At 37.4% G+C, this 17099-nt stretch carries 13 protein-coding genes; 7 read left to right on the top strand and 6 right to left on the bottom strand.

Going from position 1 to position 17099, the window contains the following annotated elements; all coding sequences use genetic code 11:
• Window positions 1-4: 4 nt before the first annotated feature.
• From HX062_RS05115 to HX062_RS05090, 6 genes are all read left to right on the top strand, one after another.
• A complete protein-coding gene (locus HX062_RS05115; protein ID WP_286466660.1) occupies window positions 5-1240 on the top strand; it encodes an McrC family protein in 1236 nt (411 codons plus the stop codon).
• 568 nt (window positions 1241-1808) lie between these two features.
• Complete coding sequence (locus tag HX062_RS05110) at window positions 1809-2204, top strand: (deoxy)nucleoside triphosphate pyrophosphohydrolase (RefSeq protein ID WP_286466658.1); 396 nt, start codon at window positions 1809-1811, stop codon at window positions 2202-2204.
• 3 nt (window positions 2205-2207) lie between these two features.
• Entirely contained in the window at window positions 2208-5213 is a 3006-nt protein-coding gene (locus tag HX062_RS05105; RefSeq protein ID WP_286466657.1) for a DEAD/DEAH box helicase, read from the top strand.
• Between the two features lie 92 nt (window positions 5214-5305).
• Window positions 5306-6334 (top strand): HNH endonuclease family protein, encoded by a 1029-nt coding sequence (locus HX062_RS05100; RefSeq protein WP_286466652.1) that lies wholly within the window; start codon window positions 5306-5308, stop codon window positions 6332-6334.
• Window positions 6335-6700: an HIT family protein gene (locus HX062_RS05095; RefSeq protein WP_286466651.1), complete on the top strand. Its 366-nt coding sequence runs from the start codon at window positions 6335-6337 to the stop codon at window positions 6698-6700.
• Between the two features lie 218 nt (window positions 6701-6918).
• Window positions 6919-7497 (top strand): helix-turn-helix domain-containing protein, encoded by a 579-nt coding sequence (locus HX062_RS05090; RefSeq protein WP_286466649.1) that lies wholly within the window; start codon window positions 6919-6921, stop codon window positions 7495-7497.
• 68 nt (window positions 7498-7565) lie between these two features.
• On the opposite strand, the gene HX062_RS05085 is transcribed toward HX062_RS05090, so the two are convergent.
• The 3 genes from HX062_RS05085 to HX062_RS05075 are packed head-to-tail and all read right to left on the bottom strand — an operon-like array spanning window position 7566 to window position 10717.
• Window positions 7566-8249 carry a phosphonatase-like hydrolase gene (locus HX062_RS05085; protein WP_286466648.1) on the bottom strand — a complete coding sequence of 228 codons (684 nt, stop codon included), beginning with the start codon at window positions 8247-8249 and terminating at the stop codon, window positions 7566-7568.
• 5 nt (window positions 8250-8254) lie between these two features.
• Window positions 8255-9409, bottom strand: a complete 1155-nt coding sequence (locus HX062_RS05080) for a TIGR03364 family FAD-dependent oxidoreductase (protein ID WP_286466647.1) — start codon at window positions 9407-9409, stop codon at window positions 8255-8257.
• Window positions 9410-9430: 21 nt separating this feature from the next.
• Window positions 9431-10717, bottom strand: coding sequence for a DUF5690 family protein (locus HX062_RS05075; protein ID WP_286466646.1), 1287 nt, complete (start codon window positions 10715-10717; stop codon window positions 9431-9433).
• 231 nt (window positions 10718-10948) lie between these two features.
• Between HX062_RS05075 and HX062_RS05070 the strand changes: the two genes are divergently transcribed.
• A complete protein-coding gene (locus HX062_RS05070; RefSeq protein ID WP_286466645.1) occupies window positions 10949-12040 on the top strand; it encodes a zinc-binding dehydrogenase in 1092 nt (363 codons plus the stop codon).
• A 169-nt stretch (window positions 12041-12209) separates the two neighbouring features.
• Here HX062_RS05070 and HX062_RS05065 read toward each other — a convergent pair whose 3' ends face one another.
• The 3 genes from HX062_RS05065 to HX062_RS05055 form a co-directional block, all read right to left on the bottom strand.
• Window positions 12210-12923 carry a TonB-dependent receptor domain-containing protein gene (locus tag HX062_RS05065; RefSeq protein WP_286466741.1) on the bottom strand — a complete coding sequence of 238 codons (714 nt, stop codon included), beginning with the start codon at window positions 12921-12923 and terminating at the stop codon, window positions 12210-12212.
• Window positions 12896-15043 carry a TonB-dependent receptor gene (locus HX062_RS05060; RefSeq protein WP_286466643.1) on the bottom strand — a complete coding sequence of 716 codons (2148 nt, stop codon included), beginning with the start codon at window positions 15041-15043 and terminating at the stop codon, window positions 12896-12898. The genes HX062_RS05065 and HX062_RS05060 overlap by 28 nt, the downstream gene beginning before the upstream one ends.
• A gap of 405 nt (window positions 15044-15448) precedes the next feature.
• The gene (locus HX062_RS05055; protein ID WP_286466642.1) at window positions 15449-17020 is read right to left on the bottom strand and encodes an L-type lectin family protein; all 1572 of its coding nucleotides are present in this window, start codon (window positions 17018-17020) and stop codon (window positions 15449-15451) included.
• Window positions 17021-17099: the final 79 nt, after the last annotated feature.

Here is a 17099-nt window from a genome sequence, read left to right as displayed (position 1 = left end):
AACTGTGAACAAAGAGAATAAAATCACCGTTTTTGAGCATGAAAAGCGCGTATTTGATTTAAACAATACAGAGGAAAAATTGTTGCATGATGCCTTGGAATTATATCATGGTGATGGTACTCCGTTCTTTAAATTAATCCGAAATGGTGTACAATTCAATGAACATGTGGGTGTCATTCAAGTTGGAAAAACAACTATTGAGGTTCTGCCTAAAGCTGATCAATCGGGTGAAACAAAATGGAGAAATCTATTGATTGAAATGATTAAAACGGTTTGGAGATTTGATGTAAAATCAACTGGTTCTAGTTCTTTAAAACTGAAGGCAAATTCAATTTTAGAGCTCTATTTCGAACTATTTATTTCTGAAGTGGAATATTTGCTACATCGAGGATTAATCAAAAGATATCGCAAGCAGGAAGGAAATCAAAAGGCTTTAAAAGGGTCCTTGCAATTTTCAAAACACCTTGCTCTTAATTTGGTGCATAAAGAGCGTTTTTATGTGAAATACACCCACTATTCAACGGAACATATTTTACATGAAATCCTATTCAAAACCATCCAATTATTAGTTACTAGCAATACAAATCCCGCGTTAAAAGGACGAATAGCGTCCCTTGCGATGAACTTCCCTGAAATGAAGAATTGCAAAATAACAGCATCTACCTTTGGCCAACTTGTTTTTGATCGAAAAAACAAACCTTATGAAAAAGCGATTGAAATTGCCAAACTATTACTTCTCAATTATCATCCTGATGTGGTAAAAGGAAAAAATAATGTGCTGGCTTTAATGTTTGATATGAATAACTTATGGGAGAAATTTATTCTTGTAACCTTAAAAAAGGGATTAACAACACATCGGGTTTCTGCTCAATTATCCAAAAAGTTTTGGCAACCCAATACTGGGTATTCTTCTACTATACGACCGGATATTGTTATACAACACAACACATCAAAAGAATTCATTGTTCTTGACACCAAATGGAAGAATATAAATGATTCGAATCCTTCTCCCGAGGATTTACGTCAGATGTATGTCTACCATCGTTTTTATCAAGCCAATACCGTTCTTCTAATTTATCCTTCTGATCAACATCAAATTAGAAAAGGAAATTATTTTAATTCAGCTAGCGAAGGAGAATTATCGGATAAAACATGTAGTATTATACAAATAGCCACGGGTGATACGATACAAACTTGGCAGGAAGAAATTGTCGAAAAAGTAGAGAAAATAATGAACTAAAAAAGATTAATTGAAACTATATACAAATGGTTTCAAGGAACAAAACACATTATTTTCTTACTGTTTCTTTAAATTGAATAGGTAAAATTGAAACGGTCAACCTACATCAATTTAAATAAATGCATAGGTTTTTACGCAGTTATAAATATACCAAAGTAAATTAATGGAAATTCCTTTTTTTATTATAACACGAATTAAAGAATAGTAAAATTTTAGATTTATAAGAAGCCTCCGCCAAAAAATCAATTAAAAACTCATCCGTTATTTTTTGTTTAAATTACTTTTAAAAAATTGCTGTAATAAATCGAATACATTAGTAAAACAAATTAAAATTATGATATAGCCCTGACATAAAAATTAGCTTAATTAATACGAATTGATATTCTCTCTGATTTTGACATCTGATTTACAATCCGAATTGAAGTGCGGGTAAAAGAAGGAGAGTTAGGCAAAACAGCGATAATAAACCTTTCAATACTTACTATTGCCACTAGTTTATCTTTATTTATTATAATACTATATTAACATTTCCTATCTTTACAATTATTGCAATAATAAAAGAAATATAATGAAAACTATTGAGGTCGTTGCGGCAATTATTGAATTTGAAGGGAAGCTTTTCTGTGCGCAAAGAAACGAAAATAAGAAAGAGTACCTTTCTTATAAATTTGAATTTCCAGGAGGAAAAACGGAAGAAGGAGAAACGCGAGAAGAGGCATTAATTAGAGAAATAAAAGAAGAGCTTAATTGGGAAATTACAATTGATAAGTTCTTTATGACAGTACACCACACCTATCCAGACTTCAACCTTATAATGCATAGCTACTTGTGCTCAACTACTACATTAGATTTTCAACTCAATGAGCATGCATCATTTAAATGGCTAGCAATCAGTGATTTAAACACACTGGACTGGGCAGCTGCTGATATTCCTATTGTTGACAAGTTAATTGCTTCATACTAGATCATGGAACAAGCTTTTTTAGACAGTTTAAGAACAGGATTTCTAAATAGTACACATAACTCAGACAATAGGTTTCGACCTGAAATCCTAATCAACGATTTTAAAAATGAGAAAAAGGTTTTAACCTCAATTATTCATTTACTTCACCAGTGTCAAGAGTTTACTTTTAACGTTGCCTTCTTAACTATGGGTGGATTAGCAGTACTGAGAAATACACTGGATGAATTACAACAAAAGGGGGTCAAAGGAACGATTATTGTATCTAAATATCTCAATTTCACTGATCCTCATGCTTTAAGAGGATTACTGAAATATGATAATATTGAATTGCGAATTGATGTTACAAATAACTTCCACGCAAAATGCTACACTTTTAAAAGTAATAATCAATACAGCATAATCATAGGCAGTAGCAATCTGACAGATAAGGCTCTAACCGTAAACTATGAATTTAATGTTAAAATAAACACTTTAGAAAATGGAGAACTAACCCAAAAAATTCTAAATGAGCAACAAAAAATAATCGAGAACTCTATTGTTGTCACTTCTGATTTTATCGCAAAATATGAAATAGAATATCAGCAGATTAGGGCTATTCAAAAAGAAAGCAACAGCAAGATTCAAGATTTAAACAATGAGGTAATTACGCCCAATTCAATGCAAAAAGAGGCTTTAGTCAATTTAAGTGAGCTTCGAAAAAAAGGAGCAAGAAAAGCTTTGTTAATTTCTGCAACGGGAACTGGAAAGACCTATTTTTCTGCATTTGATGTAAAAGAACTACAAGCTAAAAAAGTACTTTTTATTGTTCATCGCAGTATTATCGCATCCAAAACATTGAAATCATTTTCAAAAGTAATCGGAAAAAATTTAGACTCCGGAGAACCAGTAGACTATGGAATGTTCGATGGATCCAACAAATCTATTGAAGAGAATTACATTTTTTCAACAGTTCAAACAATGAGTATGGATCAAAACTTAGTCAAGTTTTCACAAGATCACTTTGATTATATTATCATTGATGAAACGCATCGAGCAGCAACTAAAACCTATCAAAAAATACTCAACTACTTCACGCCTAAATTTCTTTTAGGCATGACAGCAACTCCAGAAAGAACGGATGCACAGGACATCTATAGTATATTCGATCACAATATTGCCTATGAAATAAGACTTCATCAAGCATTGGAAGCAAATTTATTGACAACTTTTCACTACTATGGTATTACCGATATTAGTATAAACGGTCAAGTAGTAGATGAAAAAACAGCTTTTAATACTTTAATTGAAAAAAATAGAGTAAACCATATTTTAGATAAAATTGAGCACTACTCTACAGATTCAGGTGAATATAGAGGTTTAGTATTTTGTTCGACAGTACAAGAGGCTGAATCATTAGCAGCTCAATTTACTAAAAATGGTTATCCTTCACTTGCACTTTCAGGTGACAATAAAGAATCAGAAAGAGAAAAAGCTATTCTCAATTTAGAATCTGATCTTGAAGATAGATTACAGTTTATTTTTACAGTTGATATTTTTAACGAAGGGATCGATATCCCAAAAGTGAATATGATTGTTATGCTTCGAGCAACTCAATCCTCTATTATTTTTATTCAACAACTGGGCAGGGGCCTAAGAAAAGCTGATGGTAAATCTTATGTTACAGTCCTAGACTTTATTGGAAATTACAAAAATAATTACCTAATTCCTATTGCCTTATTTGGCGATACAACATACAATAAAGACCATTTGAGAAAAACCCTAAGTGAAGGGAGTGTATTAATTCCCGGTGCATCAACCGTTGAATTTGATGCAATATCAAAGAGCAGAATATTTGAATCAATCAAAAATGCTAGATTAAATGTAAAAAAAGATCTTGAACAAGACTATTTGGCATTGAAATACAAACTAAACCAGATCCCTTTAATGATGGATTTCATTAAACACGGGGCTAGAGATCCTTATTTGTATGTGCAAACGTATAAGTCTTACTATAGTGCGGTTCATAGCTTTGAAAAGAAAACAGGGAGTAAAATAGATTTGGATGAATCTATGGAAAAAGTATTGATGTACTTTGATTCAGAAATAAACAATGCAAAACGGATAATAGAAACATATATTCTCCATCAATTAGTAACAACTAATGCTGATTTGTCAATAGACCAATTAAAGACTGATTTTCATCACCTTTATAAATTTGAGATTTCAACAGTAGATATTGAATCTGCGATCCAAAACATCAACTTTGATTATTGCACAATAAACTACAAAGAATCTCCTAGTGCTAAGGGCAAAAAAGTGACATATAGAAACTCTGATTACTTAGATAATCCACAACTATACAATGTACTAATTAAAACTAACCAGCAAATTGAACTGACTAACCAGTACAAAAAACTAATACAAAACGAACTGTTCAAGACCTATCTAATAGATAGTATTAATACCGCATTAAGCAAATACCAAACTAAATTAGAAAAGGCCAATTATCAAGTTGTAAATGGATTTATTCTATATGAAAAATACAGTAGAAAAGATGTTTATCGAATTTTAAATGAATCAAGTAGTCCTGTTGAACTTAATATTGGGGGATATAAAATTAATGAATTAAAAGATGCCTTCCCTATTTTTGTAAACTATCATAAAGAAGATGATATTAGTGAAACTACTAAGTATCAGGATCGCTTTTTGGATGCAAGTACTTTTGAATGGATGAGTAAGAGTAAACGCACATTAGAAAGTCCAGAAATTCTTCAACTCAAAATGCATAGAGAAAATAAAATGAAAATTTTACTTTTCATACAAAAAGGAAAAGAAATAGAAGAGTCTACCAATCAAAACAAAGACAACGACCGAGAACTGTATTTTATGGGGGAAATGACTCCTATAAACGATCGTATTATACAAACCACTATGCCGGCAAATGGTCGAGATGTAAATGTAGTTAAGGTGGATTTCAAACTCAATATTCCAGTTAAAGATGCTTTATATCACTATATTCTAAGTCAATAATCTACTTTTTCTGAGTATCATATATTCAAATTATTTGACAAGCTTAATTTACTTTGGTATCTTGTTTGTTTTTTATACAAAGTTACCGGTATATGTCTTTGATTTTTCAAGAAAACGACCCAAGTTTAGAATCGCAGTGGAGGGCTTTAATCCTATTTGGCAAGAACTCAGCAACCTATAAATTTGCCTTTGCCAAGGCTTTACTTGAGCTAATTGATAAGGAAACCACAACTATTTCTTTAGCTCAAGTAGCGCCAATATACGTAAAGAGTATCTTAGAGCATATAAAGGCCAATGACAAACAAGGAAACTCCCCCTCTAGTGTGTTTCTAAATGCCTGTAGAGACTTTAATACCCATACCATCTCCTATGATCAGCTCATTCACTTAACTGAAAAACACGGTTTTACCAATGTTGTCGACGCCTTTCAAAACATAAACGGAGGTACAATTCCCCATCGATTCTATGAAAAGGATTATCAAGGAACAGCTAAAAACATTGTAATCACGGATCATCTTTTACAACTCAAAGAAAGCGTACAATTTACCAACTTAAACAGTGAAGTTGAGGCTAGGTGGAATCTCGTTGAAACAGCCTGGAATTTGGATTTAAACCCCAACTTACTAGAGGTGAAAATAGATGATGAGCTAAACACCCTATTTATAGAAAATAACCTAATGCGTCGCAAGGACATCACCTCGGCTCGAGCTTCTTTAAATGGCTATCAAAAAGGCAAGTGTTTTTACTCCTTTCAGGATATATCCATAGTATCTGGAAGTGATAAGCTATGCGCCGTAGATCACTTTTTCCCGCATATGCACAAATTGCATTTAAATAAAAATGGCGCTAACGTCAACGGAATATGGAACTTAGTGCTATCTGATCACTATGTCAATTTGGATAAAAGCGCAAAAGTACCAGAACCAAAATATCTAGATCGACTTCACAAGAGAAACGAGTTTTACATAGCAAGTAAACATCCTCTTGGAGAGACCATTGTCAATCAAACTGGAAAAACACCTGCAGCAAGAATAGCTTTTTTACAAAAACAATATAACTTAGCTGTTGAATTATCCATCCAAAAATGGAAACCCAAAGTTGAATTACAACCTTTATTTTAAATGCAAGATTTTACTCAAATACCCCAAGACCGCATCGTATATCAAGATGAATACTTTTTTATAATTGAAGATATTTTTCCTGTAAGTCCGGGTCATTTACTTATTATTACCAATACTGTCAGACAGGATTACTTTGCGCTTACAACAGAAGAGCAACAAGCCCTCCCCTTAGCTATTGAAGCTGCGAAACAAATCGTATTGGCGAACTATGCTCCTGATGGATTTAATATTGGGATGAACTGTGGAGCACCGGCGGGTCAAACGGTATTTCACTTTCACTGTCACCTCATCCCTCGCTACATAGGAGATATGGAAAATCCACGTGGGGGTGTGCGACATGTGATTCCTTCTAAAGGCAACTATTAGCAAGTAAACTACCGCTGAGCAAAAATCTAGGTCTACAATTCCAGCAAATGCTTAAGCTGAAGCACTTAAAGCAGCACTTTAGGGATTAAAGGGTAACAGCTCCAACAAATTCCTTCTGCAGCTGGAAAAATGACCATACAACCCAAAGACAAAAAAGCAATCCTTGTCTTTTACTGACTAAAAGTTCCCTATATTTGTTGTAAAACACAGAAGAAAACATGGATAACTACCTGATTGGTATAGGAAAAAAAATAAAGGAAATCAGAAAGCGAAATAAATACACCATTACCCAAGTTGCAACCAAAGCAGAAGTGAGTAATGGGCTTATTTCCAAAATTGAAAATGGCAGAACAATACCTTCATTACCTGTTCTACTACATATTATTCAAGCTTTAGACGTAGAAGTGGGAACCTTTTTCAACAATATTCCACTGGCCAACAAGAGCAATTATATTCTGTGTAAAAAGGAAGACTACAGCATCATTGAAAAAGAAGAAGCTGCGGTTGGTTTTGAATACCGCTCCATCTTTTCCAAGCAGCTAAATTCATGTGGTTTTGAGACCGTTCTCCTAGAGGTAAAACCAAATTCCAAAAGAGATAAAGTCGAAACAGACGCCTTTGAATTCAAGTATGTCATTTCAGGAGCTTGTACTTATGTGATTGGCGAAGACGAAGTACTTGTACAAGCGGGGGATTCCATCTTGTTCGACGGTAGAATTCCACACGTTCCCATCAATAAAACCCAAGAAAATTGCCTCATGCTTGTGGTCTATTTTTTTTATGATAAAAACGATTAACGACAGTTCCCTTCAATAAAAAAGGGGTAGCTCACACACGAGACTACCCCTTTTATTGATTTACACACTTACTTTACTAATATTGTTTGAAGCTCAACCAAGGAATCTACAATCATTGTAGGTTCGGCAGTTTCCAATAAGGCTCTATCTTGAGCTCCTGTTAAAACCCCTACAACCACTCCGCAGTTGGCATTTTTACCTTCTTCTATATCGATGATGGAATCACCTGCTTTCAATACGCGTTGCGCATCTACAATATTAAATTGCTGCATCGCCTTGTGAATCATTTCTGGTGATGGTCTGCCCACCTCCACATCATCTGCCGTGATTAGCCCATCGATGGTTGGTCCCACTTGCCAATTTAATTTAGCCAACAGCTTATTGGCTGTTTTGGCATCATATCCCGTGTTTAACACGACCTTGATGTCGTTTGCACGAAGTACCCTAAAAAACGCTTCCATACCGTCAAACGTTTTGATTGGAAACGTATTATACGCATCTTCTAAGTGCTTTTTAAAGTTTCTAAAAATCAATTGGGCTTGTTGCTCTACCTCAACTGCTGTGGTACACTCAACGAGTATATCTTTAATCGCTTGTAACTTTTCTTTGCCTGCACCATGTGCTAACGTTTGAGCTAAACTTACCTCATACCCAGCGTCGTTAATTACTTTGCAAACGGTTTTATACACTAAATTATCTTCATTCACCGTGGTCCCTGCCATATCAAAAACCACCATTTCTATATTTTTCATCTTATCTAAAATAAAGTATTTATATTTTCTTTTGCATAACCAGCACTCCCCGTCATGCCTTTTCCTCCAATACCCGTAACAATGTGAATATTTTCGCCAATCACTGTATTGAAAATATCGATATTCTTGCCTTGTGCATAGGTACCAAACCAAGTATCTCGGATTTCATACGTTGGTAATTCAAATATTTTCTGGGCCTCTTCTAGCATAAAGGTGTTTATTTCCTGTTTGATGTCAAACCCCAAATCATCGCTATGTGCTGCATCGGCGTATTCATGTGAATCTCCAATGATAATTGATCCATCGGTAGCTTGTTTGAACAGAATGTGTACGCCCCATTTTTTCTCTAAACTATTTTGGTCTTCCCTCGCTTTGATCGCCTGATAGGAAGGACATTCCTGAAAAGCTTCATAACGGCGAATAGACAAGCCTGTTAAGATAGAACCTTTGAGTTGATAAGATCCCGGTTGAGCGACTGTTTGCATCATTTGCAATTTAGTTACTTCCATATCACTTTGCTCAAATACTGAAGGGAATAGGGTTTTAAACTCCGCTCCACAGCAAATCATCACCTTGCTAGCCGTTAGCATTTCTCCTTTGGCTGTAGTGATTTCCACCTGATCATTGGCCTGTTCACAATGAACAACAAGCGTCTGATAAGCAAACACAACCCCTAGAGTTTCCGTCATATACTGCTGTAGGCGGTGGATCATCGTACGCGGTTCTACAGTTACTTCTTCAGGAAAGAACAACCCGCCCTTTACATAAGAAGCGCGTATTCCCGCATAGCGATCCAAACACTCGGTTTTGGTCAGTAGATGGGAGGCGTATCCATTGCCTCTGTTGATGTGGTACAGTTCTTCCAACAAAGTGAGCTCTTCCTCATTTGACGCTAGGTATACCGAACCATTATTGCGGACGGAAATGTCAAATTTAGCCTGTATTTCTTTGTATACTTGTAAACTTTCTCTGCCGTAATTTTGCCATTTGGTATTCATTCCCGAAGGGACAACTTGACCAAAATTGCGCACCGTTGCACTGCTTGGTTGTTTATCTCTTTCGACAACCAATACGCGCAATCCCTTTTGCGCAGCGTAGTACGCGTGAAATGTTCCTAAAACACCTCCACCAACTACTATTAAATCGTATGTACTATTCATATCTTTTAAACTATTTCTATATTAAACCGTTGCATTGTGTAAGATTGGCTTTTTCTCTATTTGCTTTTTAAAAAACCAAACCACAATTAGCGCTACAAGGAGAATAACAATCGCTGCTTGAATGTTCATTGCAATGAAGAAATCTGTCCATCGCTGTTCAAAACCAACGATTTCCTTCAACAACAAGACAGCTACACTACCAAAGTATCCCAATGAATCTGCGAAATAGAACAAAAAGCCTACATTTCCTTTAAAGCTCAATAAGGCTACTAATCGCTCAAAAATCAAACAGTGAAACAGAATATAAGGAAGGTAGACCCCTATACCCGATAGGATCATCCAAACGATTGCCGACACATGACCTTCTTTAAAGAGAAAAGTGGTAGCAACCATAGTCAATGCACCAGCTACGGTTAGGTAGATTCCCATATTAAACGCCTTTCTATTGTTTTTAATCAACACACTACAAGCTGCAATAACAAGCACAATCAGGGCCACAGGTATTTCAGTTAGGGTGATCAATGTCGGTGCACCAGCTGTACCTTGTTCCTCCCAAAACTCCACCACAAAATTATCTCTAAAATCGCGCACGATGGTGAGGATGACATAGATTAAAACCAGCCCCAAATACCCCAATCCGTTGGCTCTCAAGAAGGCCATGCGGTCCTTTTTATACATGGGTTTGCGCTCACTACGCGCTTGTATATCCTGTTCAGAAGGCCCTTTACATTTATTCATAATAAAAGAACACAAAAGGAAAAGCGGAAAAAACAAGAGTCCAGTAAGAAACGGCATATCGTATTCGCTTACGCCAAAGTTATCCATGAGCAATAAACCCACTGACTTAACGAATCCCGTTGAAAATATAAAGGTCGCACTCAAAGCTGCTGCTAGTAATTCGGTGTTTTTTCTCCCTTCAATATAAGAGAACACAATGCCAAAAATCATCCCCAAAGGCAATCCGTTCAAAAACAAAGCGATAAACTTCCACTCCGCTGGTAAAACTGCAAACAAGCCCAACATCGCCAATCCAAAGGCCGTTGCTCCAGTCAACCAATACAATCGGCTGCTTTTGGACATTTCAGATACAATCTTAATACCGATAAATTTCGATATCATATACCCAAAAACCTGACTGATCACGAGCAATATTTTAGGATCCATATTGAAGAATACCTTCATATCTGAATATTGTCCAGCCAAAAAAGACTTGCGCACAGCATACATCCCGGTATAGCAAAGAAAAACGGAAATCAACAAAAACCAAGTTTCTATATTTTTACTCTTTGTAACTATTGCTCCTTTCATGAGGTAAATATTTTATTATTTGTAAACAAAAGTAAGGGAAAGAAAACAAGCGAATATTACCGAAAGGTAAATTTTAGGTTAAGCTTCTACTTGCTCAAAACAACCTATAAACAAAGGACATACCTTTACAAAACCAATAAAACAAAGAGATAAGACTGGAGGTATAAGCAGGGTAAACCCCCAAATATAGGTCGAATCTCATTTTTACAAATATTTACAAATAGTAAAACTATGAAATTACCAAAAGCGACAGCCATGGTGTTTGATACCACCACAAAAACCTTTGAGGCTAAGGACGTACAACTCGATCAAGTATTGGAGGGAGAGATTCTCGTTGAAATTGCCTACACCACAATATGCACGAGTGACTTACACACCTATTGTGGACGACGAGCGTTGGACAGCCCAACAATATTAGGTCATGAGATAGTAGGTCGTATAGTACAACTCCCTACAGCCAAAAAAGATTATACAGGACAAGCACTTGCATTAGGGGATTTGGTTACCTGGTGCGTATACGCTTTTGACGAGTTCGACCCTATGGCGGAGAAAGGATACCCACAAAAAGCTTTTTCTTTATACAAATACGGACACCATCCTTTTAACGATGGGGAGCTCAACGGGGGGTTCGCCACCCACTGCCTCTTGAAAAAAGGGACTGCTATTTTTAAACTCCCTCCTCATATAAGTCTACAGGAACTCGCCCCTTTAAACTGTACCCACGCTACAATAGCAGGTGGACTGCGCTTAGCGGGCGATGTGAAGGACAAAACCGTCTTGATCTACGGGGCGGGGATGTTGGGATTATCCGCAACTGCCATGGCAACCACGTTAGGAGCAAAACACGTTTTGCTCTGCGATATCAACCCAACACGACTGGCCTTAGGGGAGGAATTTGGCGCAACGACCACCCTGCTCAACACCCTAGACACAACGGCCAAAAAACAGCTGTTAGACGAGGCCAACCTCAGCCTTGATATTGTCATCGATACAACGGGAATGCCCGCCGTTATGGAAGAAGGAATCGAATTGCTTGGCATTGGTGGCATTAGCATCTGGATAGGTGCGGTTTTCAATCAGGAGGCAACGCCAATTAACGCAGAAAAAATAGTGAGAAAATTACTGACTATTCGCGGCTTACACAACTACACCCCTCAAGATCTCTCAACCGCCATTGATTTTTTAACCCAAAACCACCAGCGCTTTCCTTTTGACAAACTCGTAAGCGCTCAATACCACCTAAGTGAACTTGCTTCCGCCTTTGATACAGCCAACTCCGGACAGCACTTTCGAGTGGGTATTAGCCCCTCCTCTTCAAACTAATCCGCAATAAATACAACAGTAGCAAACCCAAGTAGGCTACTGTTTTTTTTAGCTCTTCTTCTTTTCTATGCGCAAGCAAGTCTATCGCATTTCCCCAGTACAAAACTTTATCCAATAAAAAAGACCTGATTGCAACAATCAGGTCTTTTTATTCGCTTAAATAAAAGAATTACAATTCCCACTTCAGTCCAAGCATTCCTTTTGCACCGTAGTACTCTACTTGCAACGGACGACTTGAATCTCCGTAGTAATATTCTAATTTTGAATTCAACAAATTATTAGCCTCGATAAAAAGCGTAAAGTTTTTGTTGATTTTATAGGTAATATTGGCGTCTAAACTCGCGTAATCTCCATAGTACACATCATCTCTAGACAAGCCACTTGCTCCGTGTTCTGTGATGTACTTTCCTTTGAAGTTATAAGCAATACGCGCATTAAATCCTCCTTTTTCGTAATATAGCTGAGCGTTAAATAAATGCTTCGCTTGACGAGGTAAAGAAGTTACCCCTGCTCGTGAAGGGATTTTCATCTCAGATTTGGTAAAGGTATAGTTGGCTTGCATTCCGAATCCACTGAAGAACCCAGGTAAAAAGTCGAATTTCTTGTTTCCGCTAATTTCCGCTCCCATCAACCAAGCATTGTCACCATTTCGCGGTTGTGCCATTTCTACACCACTGATGCCATTATACGTCCCCTGTTCTGCATTGACAAAAATAGGATCTGTAATTTGCTTGTAGAATACCCCTGCTGAAATAACGTCTAAATCGCCAAAGTAATGATCAGCCATTAAGTCGAAATTATAAGCATAGGTAGGATTAACCGATGGATTTCCACCTACATATTGATTGTCTGCTGCTAAATACGTTCCCCAGGTGCCAAATATCCGAAATCAGGACGAGTAAAGGTTCTAGTCATTGCAAAACGCACATTGGTATTGTCGTCTACTGTATACTTCAAATGCAACATCGGCAATAGAGACAAGTAGCTCTTTGTATCTTTTACTTTGGTCAGCTTCCCTTCGGTCTCACCTTCCTCTTGTTGATAGTTATACCCGTTAATTGTCGTGTTGGTATGTGTTGCGCGCAACCCTCCTAAAAAGGTCAACTGATCGTTGATTTGATAGGTTAGCATTCCATAAACCGAGGAGTGTTGTTCGCGTACTTTAAAGTTACGCCCCAAACCGCGACCCTCAGCTAGGATTTCTGAATCCCCTTTCAATAAAGTCAAATCTCCGTTAAAAAAGTGGTTGAAATAAAAGTCTTTCATTCCTTCTTTCGACAATACAGGACCAAAACTAGTTCCAATATTCGTATCTAGCGGTTTTAAATAGTCCGTACCTCCTGGCTGTCCCACCAAGTAAGGCTGTTGATCTGCCAATACAGGTGTTGGTCCAGCACCTGTCCAACCGTAAAACTCATCCGAAAATACAGCTGATCGCTCTTTATCGACGAATTTAGCTCCAAATTTCCACTTGAAATCACTAGATGGCTCCCATTCGTAATTGGCTGAAGCCACAATATTATCGCGCTCTTTCACTCCTACTTTGTACAGCTGCAAGTTCGTGAACTTCATTTTCTTTGGATCGTCAACATAATTAGCATCGCTTAAATAATCAAAGATATTCCCTGTGTTTAAAGCCCCTTGATCAGCCTGCCAATAGGCGCGCATGCCATTGCCTCTATCTTCTAATAGATCAGCATTAAACGGCACATTATCCTGTGTGTACATCATAGACAAATAGCTGTGATTTGCTTTGTCAGGAATATTGCCGTAATAAAACTCCGTTCTATAATGCCCCAAGCTCCAATCCAAGGTTCCTTTAGACAAATGGTGCTCTCCACCTACTTCTCCACCATAAAAATCAAAGTTCAAATCATTGACGATGTTTTGTAATTCAATACGCCCAGTATTCGTAGCCGCATTAAATTTATCAAATCGAATACGTCTCTTATAGTGCAACTCCTTGTCTAATAGCTTTCCGTAATTTAAACGAGCGAATAGCTTGGATTGATCACTTACTTGGTACTCCACTCCTGTATTTAAACCCGTTGTTTGACGTTCACCTGTATAATTGCGCAATTCAAGTCGATATACCCCTTCATCTCCCGAGCGTCTTGCTTCGTAATTGTCTGTAGCCCAGTTTCTATTCCACTGCGACAGGTTAACAATATAGCCCAATTTGCCGTTTTTAGAGCGATCACCAACAGTAAAACTACCGCTGTACACACCTTTATCCGACAATTGATTATAGCCCATTCCCAAAGAAGCATTCAAGGTAAATCCGGCAGGAGCCGTTTTAGTGATAAAGTTTACACTACCCCCCAAAGCATCACCGTCAATATCTGGCGTTAAGGCTTTAAAAACCTCTACATATCCAATAATTTCCGTAGGAAAAAAGTCGAAAGCAGTAGCTCTACTCGCTCCTTCATCTGCTGCAGTTGGCAGTCGATGTCCATTCATCGTCGTCGAGTTCCATTCAGCAGGTAAACCGCGAACCGCCACATAACGTCCTTCCCCTTGATCGCGCTCAATCGATACTCCAGGTATACGCTGTACAGTTTCTGCAGCATTTCGATCCGGCAATTTACCAATACCATCCGATGCTACTACATTAACCATACTAATGGAGTTCTTTTGCATATTAATCGCCTTAGCTTCGCTCAATCGCTTTGAAGAAGTAATGACAATTTCATCTAAATTACCACTCGCAGCACTCATTTGAAACGTGTAGTTTTCTGTTTTGGTCAGATCAACTAATTCGCGCTTATCACTATAGCTAAAGTAGCTCAATTGCACTTCGTACTCTTGGGCTGTTAGCGCATTAAATATAAAATAACCATGTAAGTCTGTCGAGGTATGCTTGTTCTCGCCAACTAAAGAAACAACAACACCAGGCAAGGGCTCTGTTCCATCTAATACTCTTCCTTTTAGCACTTTGTTTTGAGCAAGTACCGATACAGCACTCAAAAAGAAAAGTAGACATAGGGTAAACTTTGAATTCATATTACAGTTTTTTATTACGTAGATTACACTACAAAACTGAAAATATTTTTTACTATTTGTAAACATTTTATGTTAACAAAATTTTATATATACATTATCCAAACCGACTAAAACCTCCTTTAACCCAATTTAATATTATCAAATCATTACCAAACCATTAATTTAACCACTTAATACGTAGAAGCTAAATATTACCCTAAGTAAAACAAAACCCAACCATTCAAAATGTTTACTATAAGTAAAAACAACAGCATTATTTATACCGATTTTATCCCCTGCCGCTTTCGCTGCCTTGGCATGCGGGCAAAACAAAAAAAACTGCTTGGATTAAACCCAAACAGTTTTTATATTTCTCACTAGTAGCCCAGCCTTACTACTCACTTATGTAGTTTAGCCTCACTAGTCTTATTCGTCTTCCATTTTTACCTTAATCGGTAAATTAGGGTTAACCACGGATCTACACTTTCGAGCTTGTACCGTAAACTTAGTAGGTCTAGAACGATACACATGTTCGTGAAAAGGTCCATTATCCCCACTATCTTTACTGTGAGCCGAATAGTAGACTGTATAATCCCCTTCGGGTAAGTCGTCCGTTAGCGGGACAAAAGAAAAATAATGTGTATCAGAACCATTTCGAAGCGCAAACTCCCATATTCCTACGTTGGGAACTTCATATTCTTTAATGTAAAAGTTGCCATCTTGGTACTCCGCAGTGGTAATGTCGAATCCATTCTCATCCTCAAAGCGAAAGGACGTAAAATCAACATTTCCATTTCCTAAACTATAGGAGGGATTATCAACCGTACCGACGTAAAACTTATCATTGATAAACATGGACTGTGTACTGATATAAACAGTTTTATCATCGTGGTCGGTTAAACACATGACCATAACTTGATCCTCAGTTTCAGGGGCATAAGGCAAATTAATCTTGACTTCTTTAATAATATGGGTTTGGGTAGCCCCCCCTGTTCCTGCAGCGAATCCCACTCTAAAATCATCGGGTACCCTCGTTTCAAAGGTATAGACATTGCCATCAACGTCTCGCGTTTTAAAGCTATTAGGGTAAATAAAGTCAGTAAACGGTTTTTTAAATCTCACTCTACTTTCATCTTCAGCCAAAACAGTAACTTTCATTCCTCCATTGCCATTGTCAATTGGAAGAAGGGTCGCTGTCACTGTATTGTATCCTAAATTATAGCCGTAATTCGACGTTCGCAACGAGTATAGTCCGCTAGGACTACTATAACTACTTGTTTCATAGTCGCCCGTATCATAATCCAACCAAAGCCTAGCTACCCCAGGGGAGTTTTCATTTCCATAAGCCATTTGCTCACTAGCTAATACGGGATATCCTTTATAGCGGTCATTTTTGTATTGGCCTCCCCTTAAGGTGATGTGATCTTCTATGTATTTATAGTCCAATCCATAGGCACCCTCTCTTCGCTCCGAAGGATTGGTAGAACGCGATTTGTAACTCCCAAATACATCCAACCCGATTCCCAAATATGCACCATTCACACCAGGTTCATTAGTCCCAAAACCACTTGCTTTGTTTTTATTGGCGTAACCTAAACTTGCACCTGGTGCACCGATTTCAAATTCCTTGTCTGCATCAAACAAAAACAAACTCATTCCATCTCCATACCTACTTGAATATTGCTTTCCATCATACATGGCGTATGTAAACTCAACTATAATTCCAAAATTAGACGGGAAATCTACATCTTTGAGGTAAAATCCACTGAAGGCAAATTCCGTATCCCCTTCGGTTAATACGATTCCCTCCTCTGTATAGCGATCACTGCCCGTTGGGGAAGTTGACGTAATATGTTCGCCAATTCCCTCTGGTTGAGAAGTTCCTGTTAGCGATATATAGTAAGGGAAAGGTCGATCTTGTACTTGCGACCATCCCAGTTGAACATATAAAAACGCGAGTAGTACACCCAGTATCTTTTTTCTGTTATTCTTGCTCATAAAAAATTGCTGTTTTCCATTTTCTAATCATGCCTCAATGCGTAAAAAAACAACCTGTCTTACGGGGTAAGACAGGATA

Source organism: Myroides sp. DF42-4-2, assembly GCF_030326445.1.
In the GTDB taxonomy this organism is placed as follows: domain Bacteria; phylum Bacteroidota; class Bacteroidia; order Flavobacteriales; family Flavobacteriaceae; genus Flavobacterium.
This window is presented reverse-complemented; position numbering and strand designations above follow the sequence as displayed.

What these genes read in the sequence shown, in the direction of transcription:
- HX062_RS05110 (WP_286466658.1), top strand. Translation starts at nt 1,809, where the DNA reads ATGAAAACTATTGAGGTCGTTGCGGCAATTATTGAATTTGAAGGGAAG.
- HX062_RS05105 (WP_286466657.1), top strand. Translation starts at nt 2,208, where the DNA reads ATGGAACAAGCTTTTTTAGACAGTTTAAGAACAGGATTTCTAAATAGT.
- HX062_RS05100 (WP_286466652.1), top strand. Translation starts at nt 5,306, where the DNA reads ATGTCTTTGATTTTTCAAGAAAACGACCCAAGTTTAGAATCGCAGTGG.
- HX062_RS05095 (WP_286466651.1), top strand. Translation starts at nt 6,335, where the DNA reads ATGCAAGATTTTACTCAAATACCCCAAGACCGCATCGTATATCAAGAT.
- HX062_RS05090 (WP_286466649.1), top strand. Translation starts at nt 6,919, where the DNA reads ATGGATAACTACCTGATTGGTATAGGAAAAAAAATAAAGGAAATCAGA.
- HX062_RS05085 (WP_286466648.1), bottom strand. Translation starts at nt 8,249, where the DNA reads ATGAAAAATATAGAAATGGTGGTTTTTGATATGGCAGGGACCACGGTG.
- HX062_RS05080 (WP_286466647.1), bottom strand. Translation starts at nt 9,409, where the DNA reads ATGAATAGTACATACGATTTAATAGTAGTTGGTGGAGGTGTTTTAGGA.
- HX062_RS05075 (WP_286466646.1), bottom strand. Translation starts at nt 10,717, where the DNA reads ATGAAAGGAGCAATAGTTACAAAGAGTAAAAATATAGAAACTTGGTTT.
- HX062_RS05070 (WP_286466645.1), top strand. Translation starts at nt 10,949, where the DNA reads ATGAAATTACCAAAAGCGACAGCCATGGTGTTTGATACCACCACAAAA.
- HX062_RS05060 (WP_286466643.1), bottom strand. Translation starts at nt 15,043, where the DNA reads ATGAATTCAAAGTTTACCCTATGTCTACTTTTCTTTTTGAGTGCTGTA.
- HX062_RS05055 (WP_286466642.1), bottom strand. Translation starts at nt 17,020, where the DNA reads ATGAGCAAGAATAACAGAAAAAAGATACTGGGTGTACTACTCGCGTTT.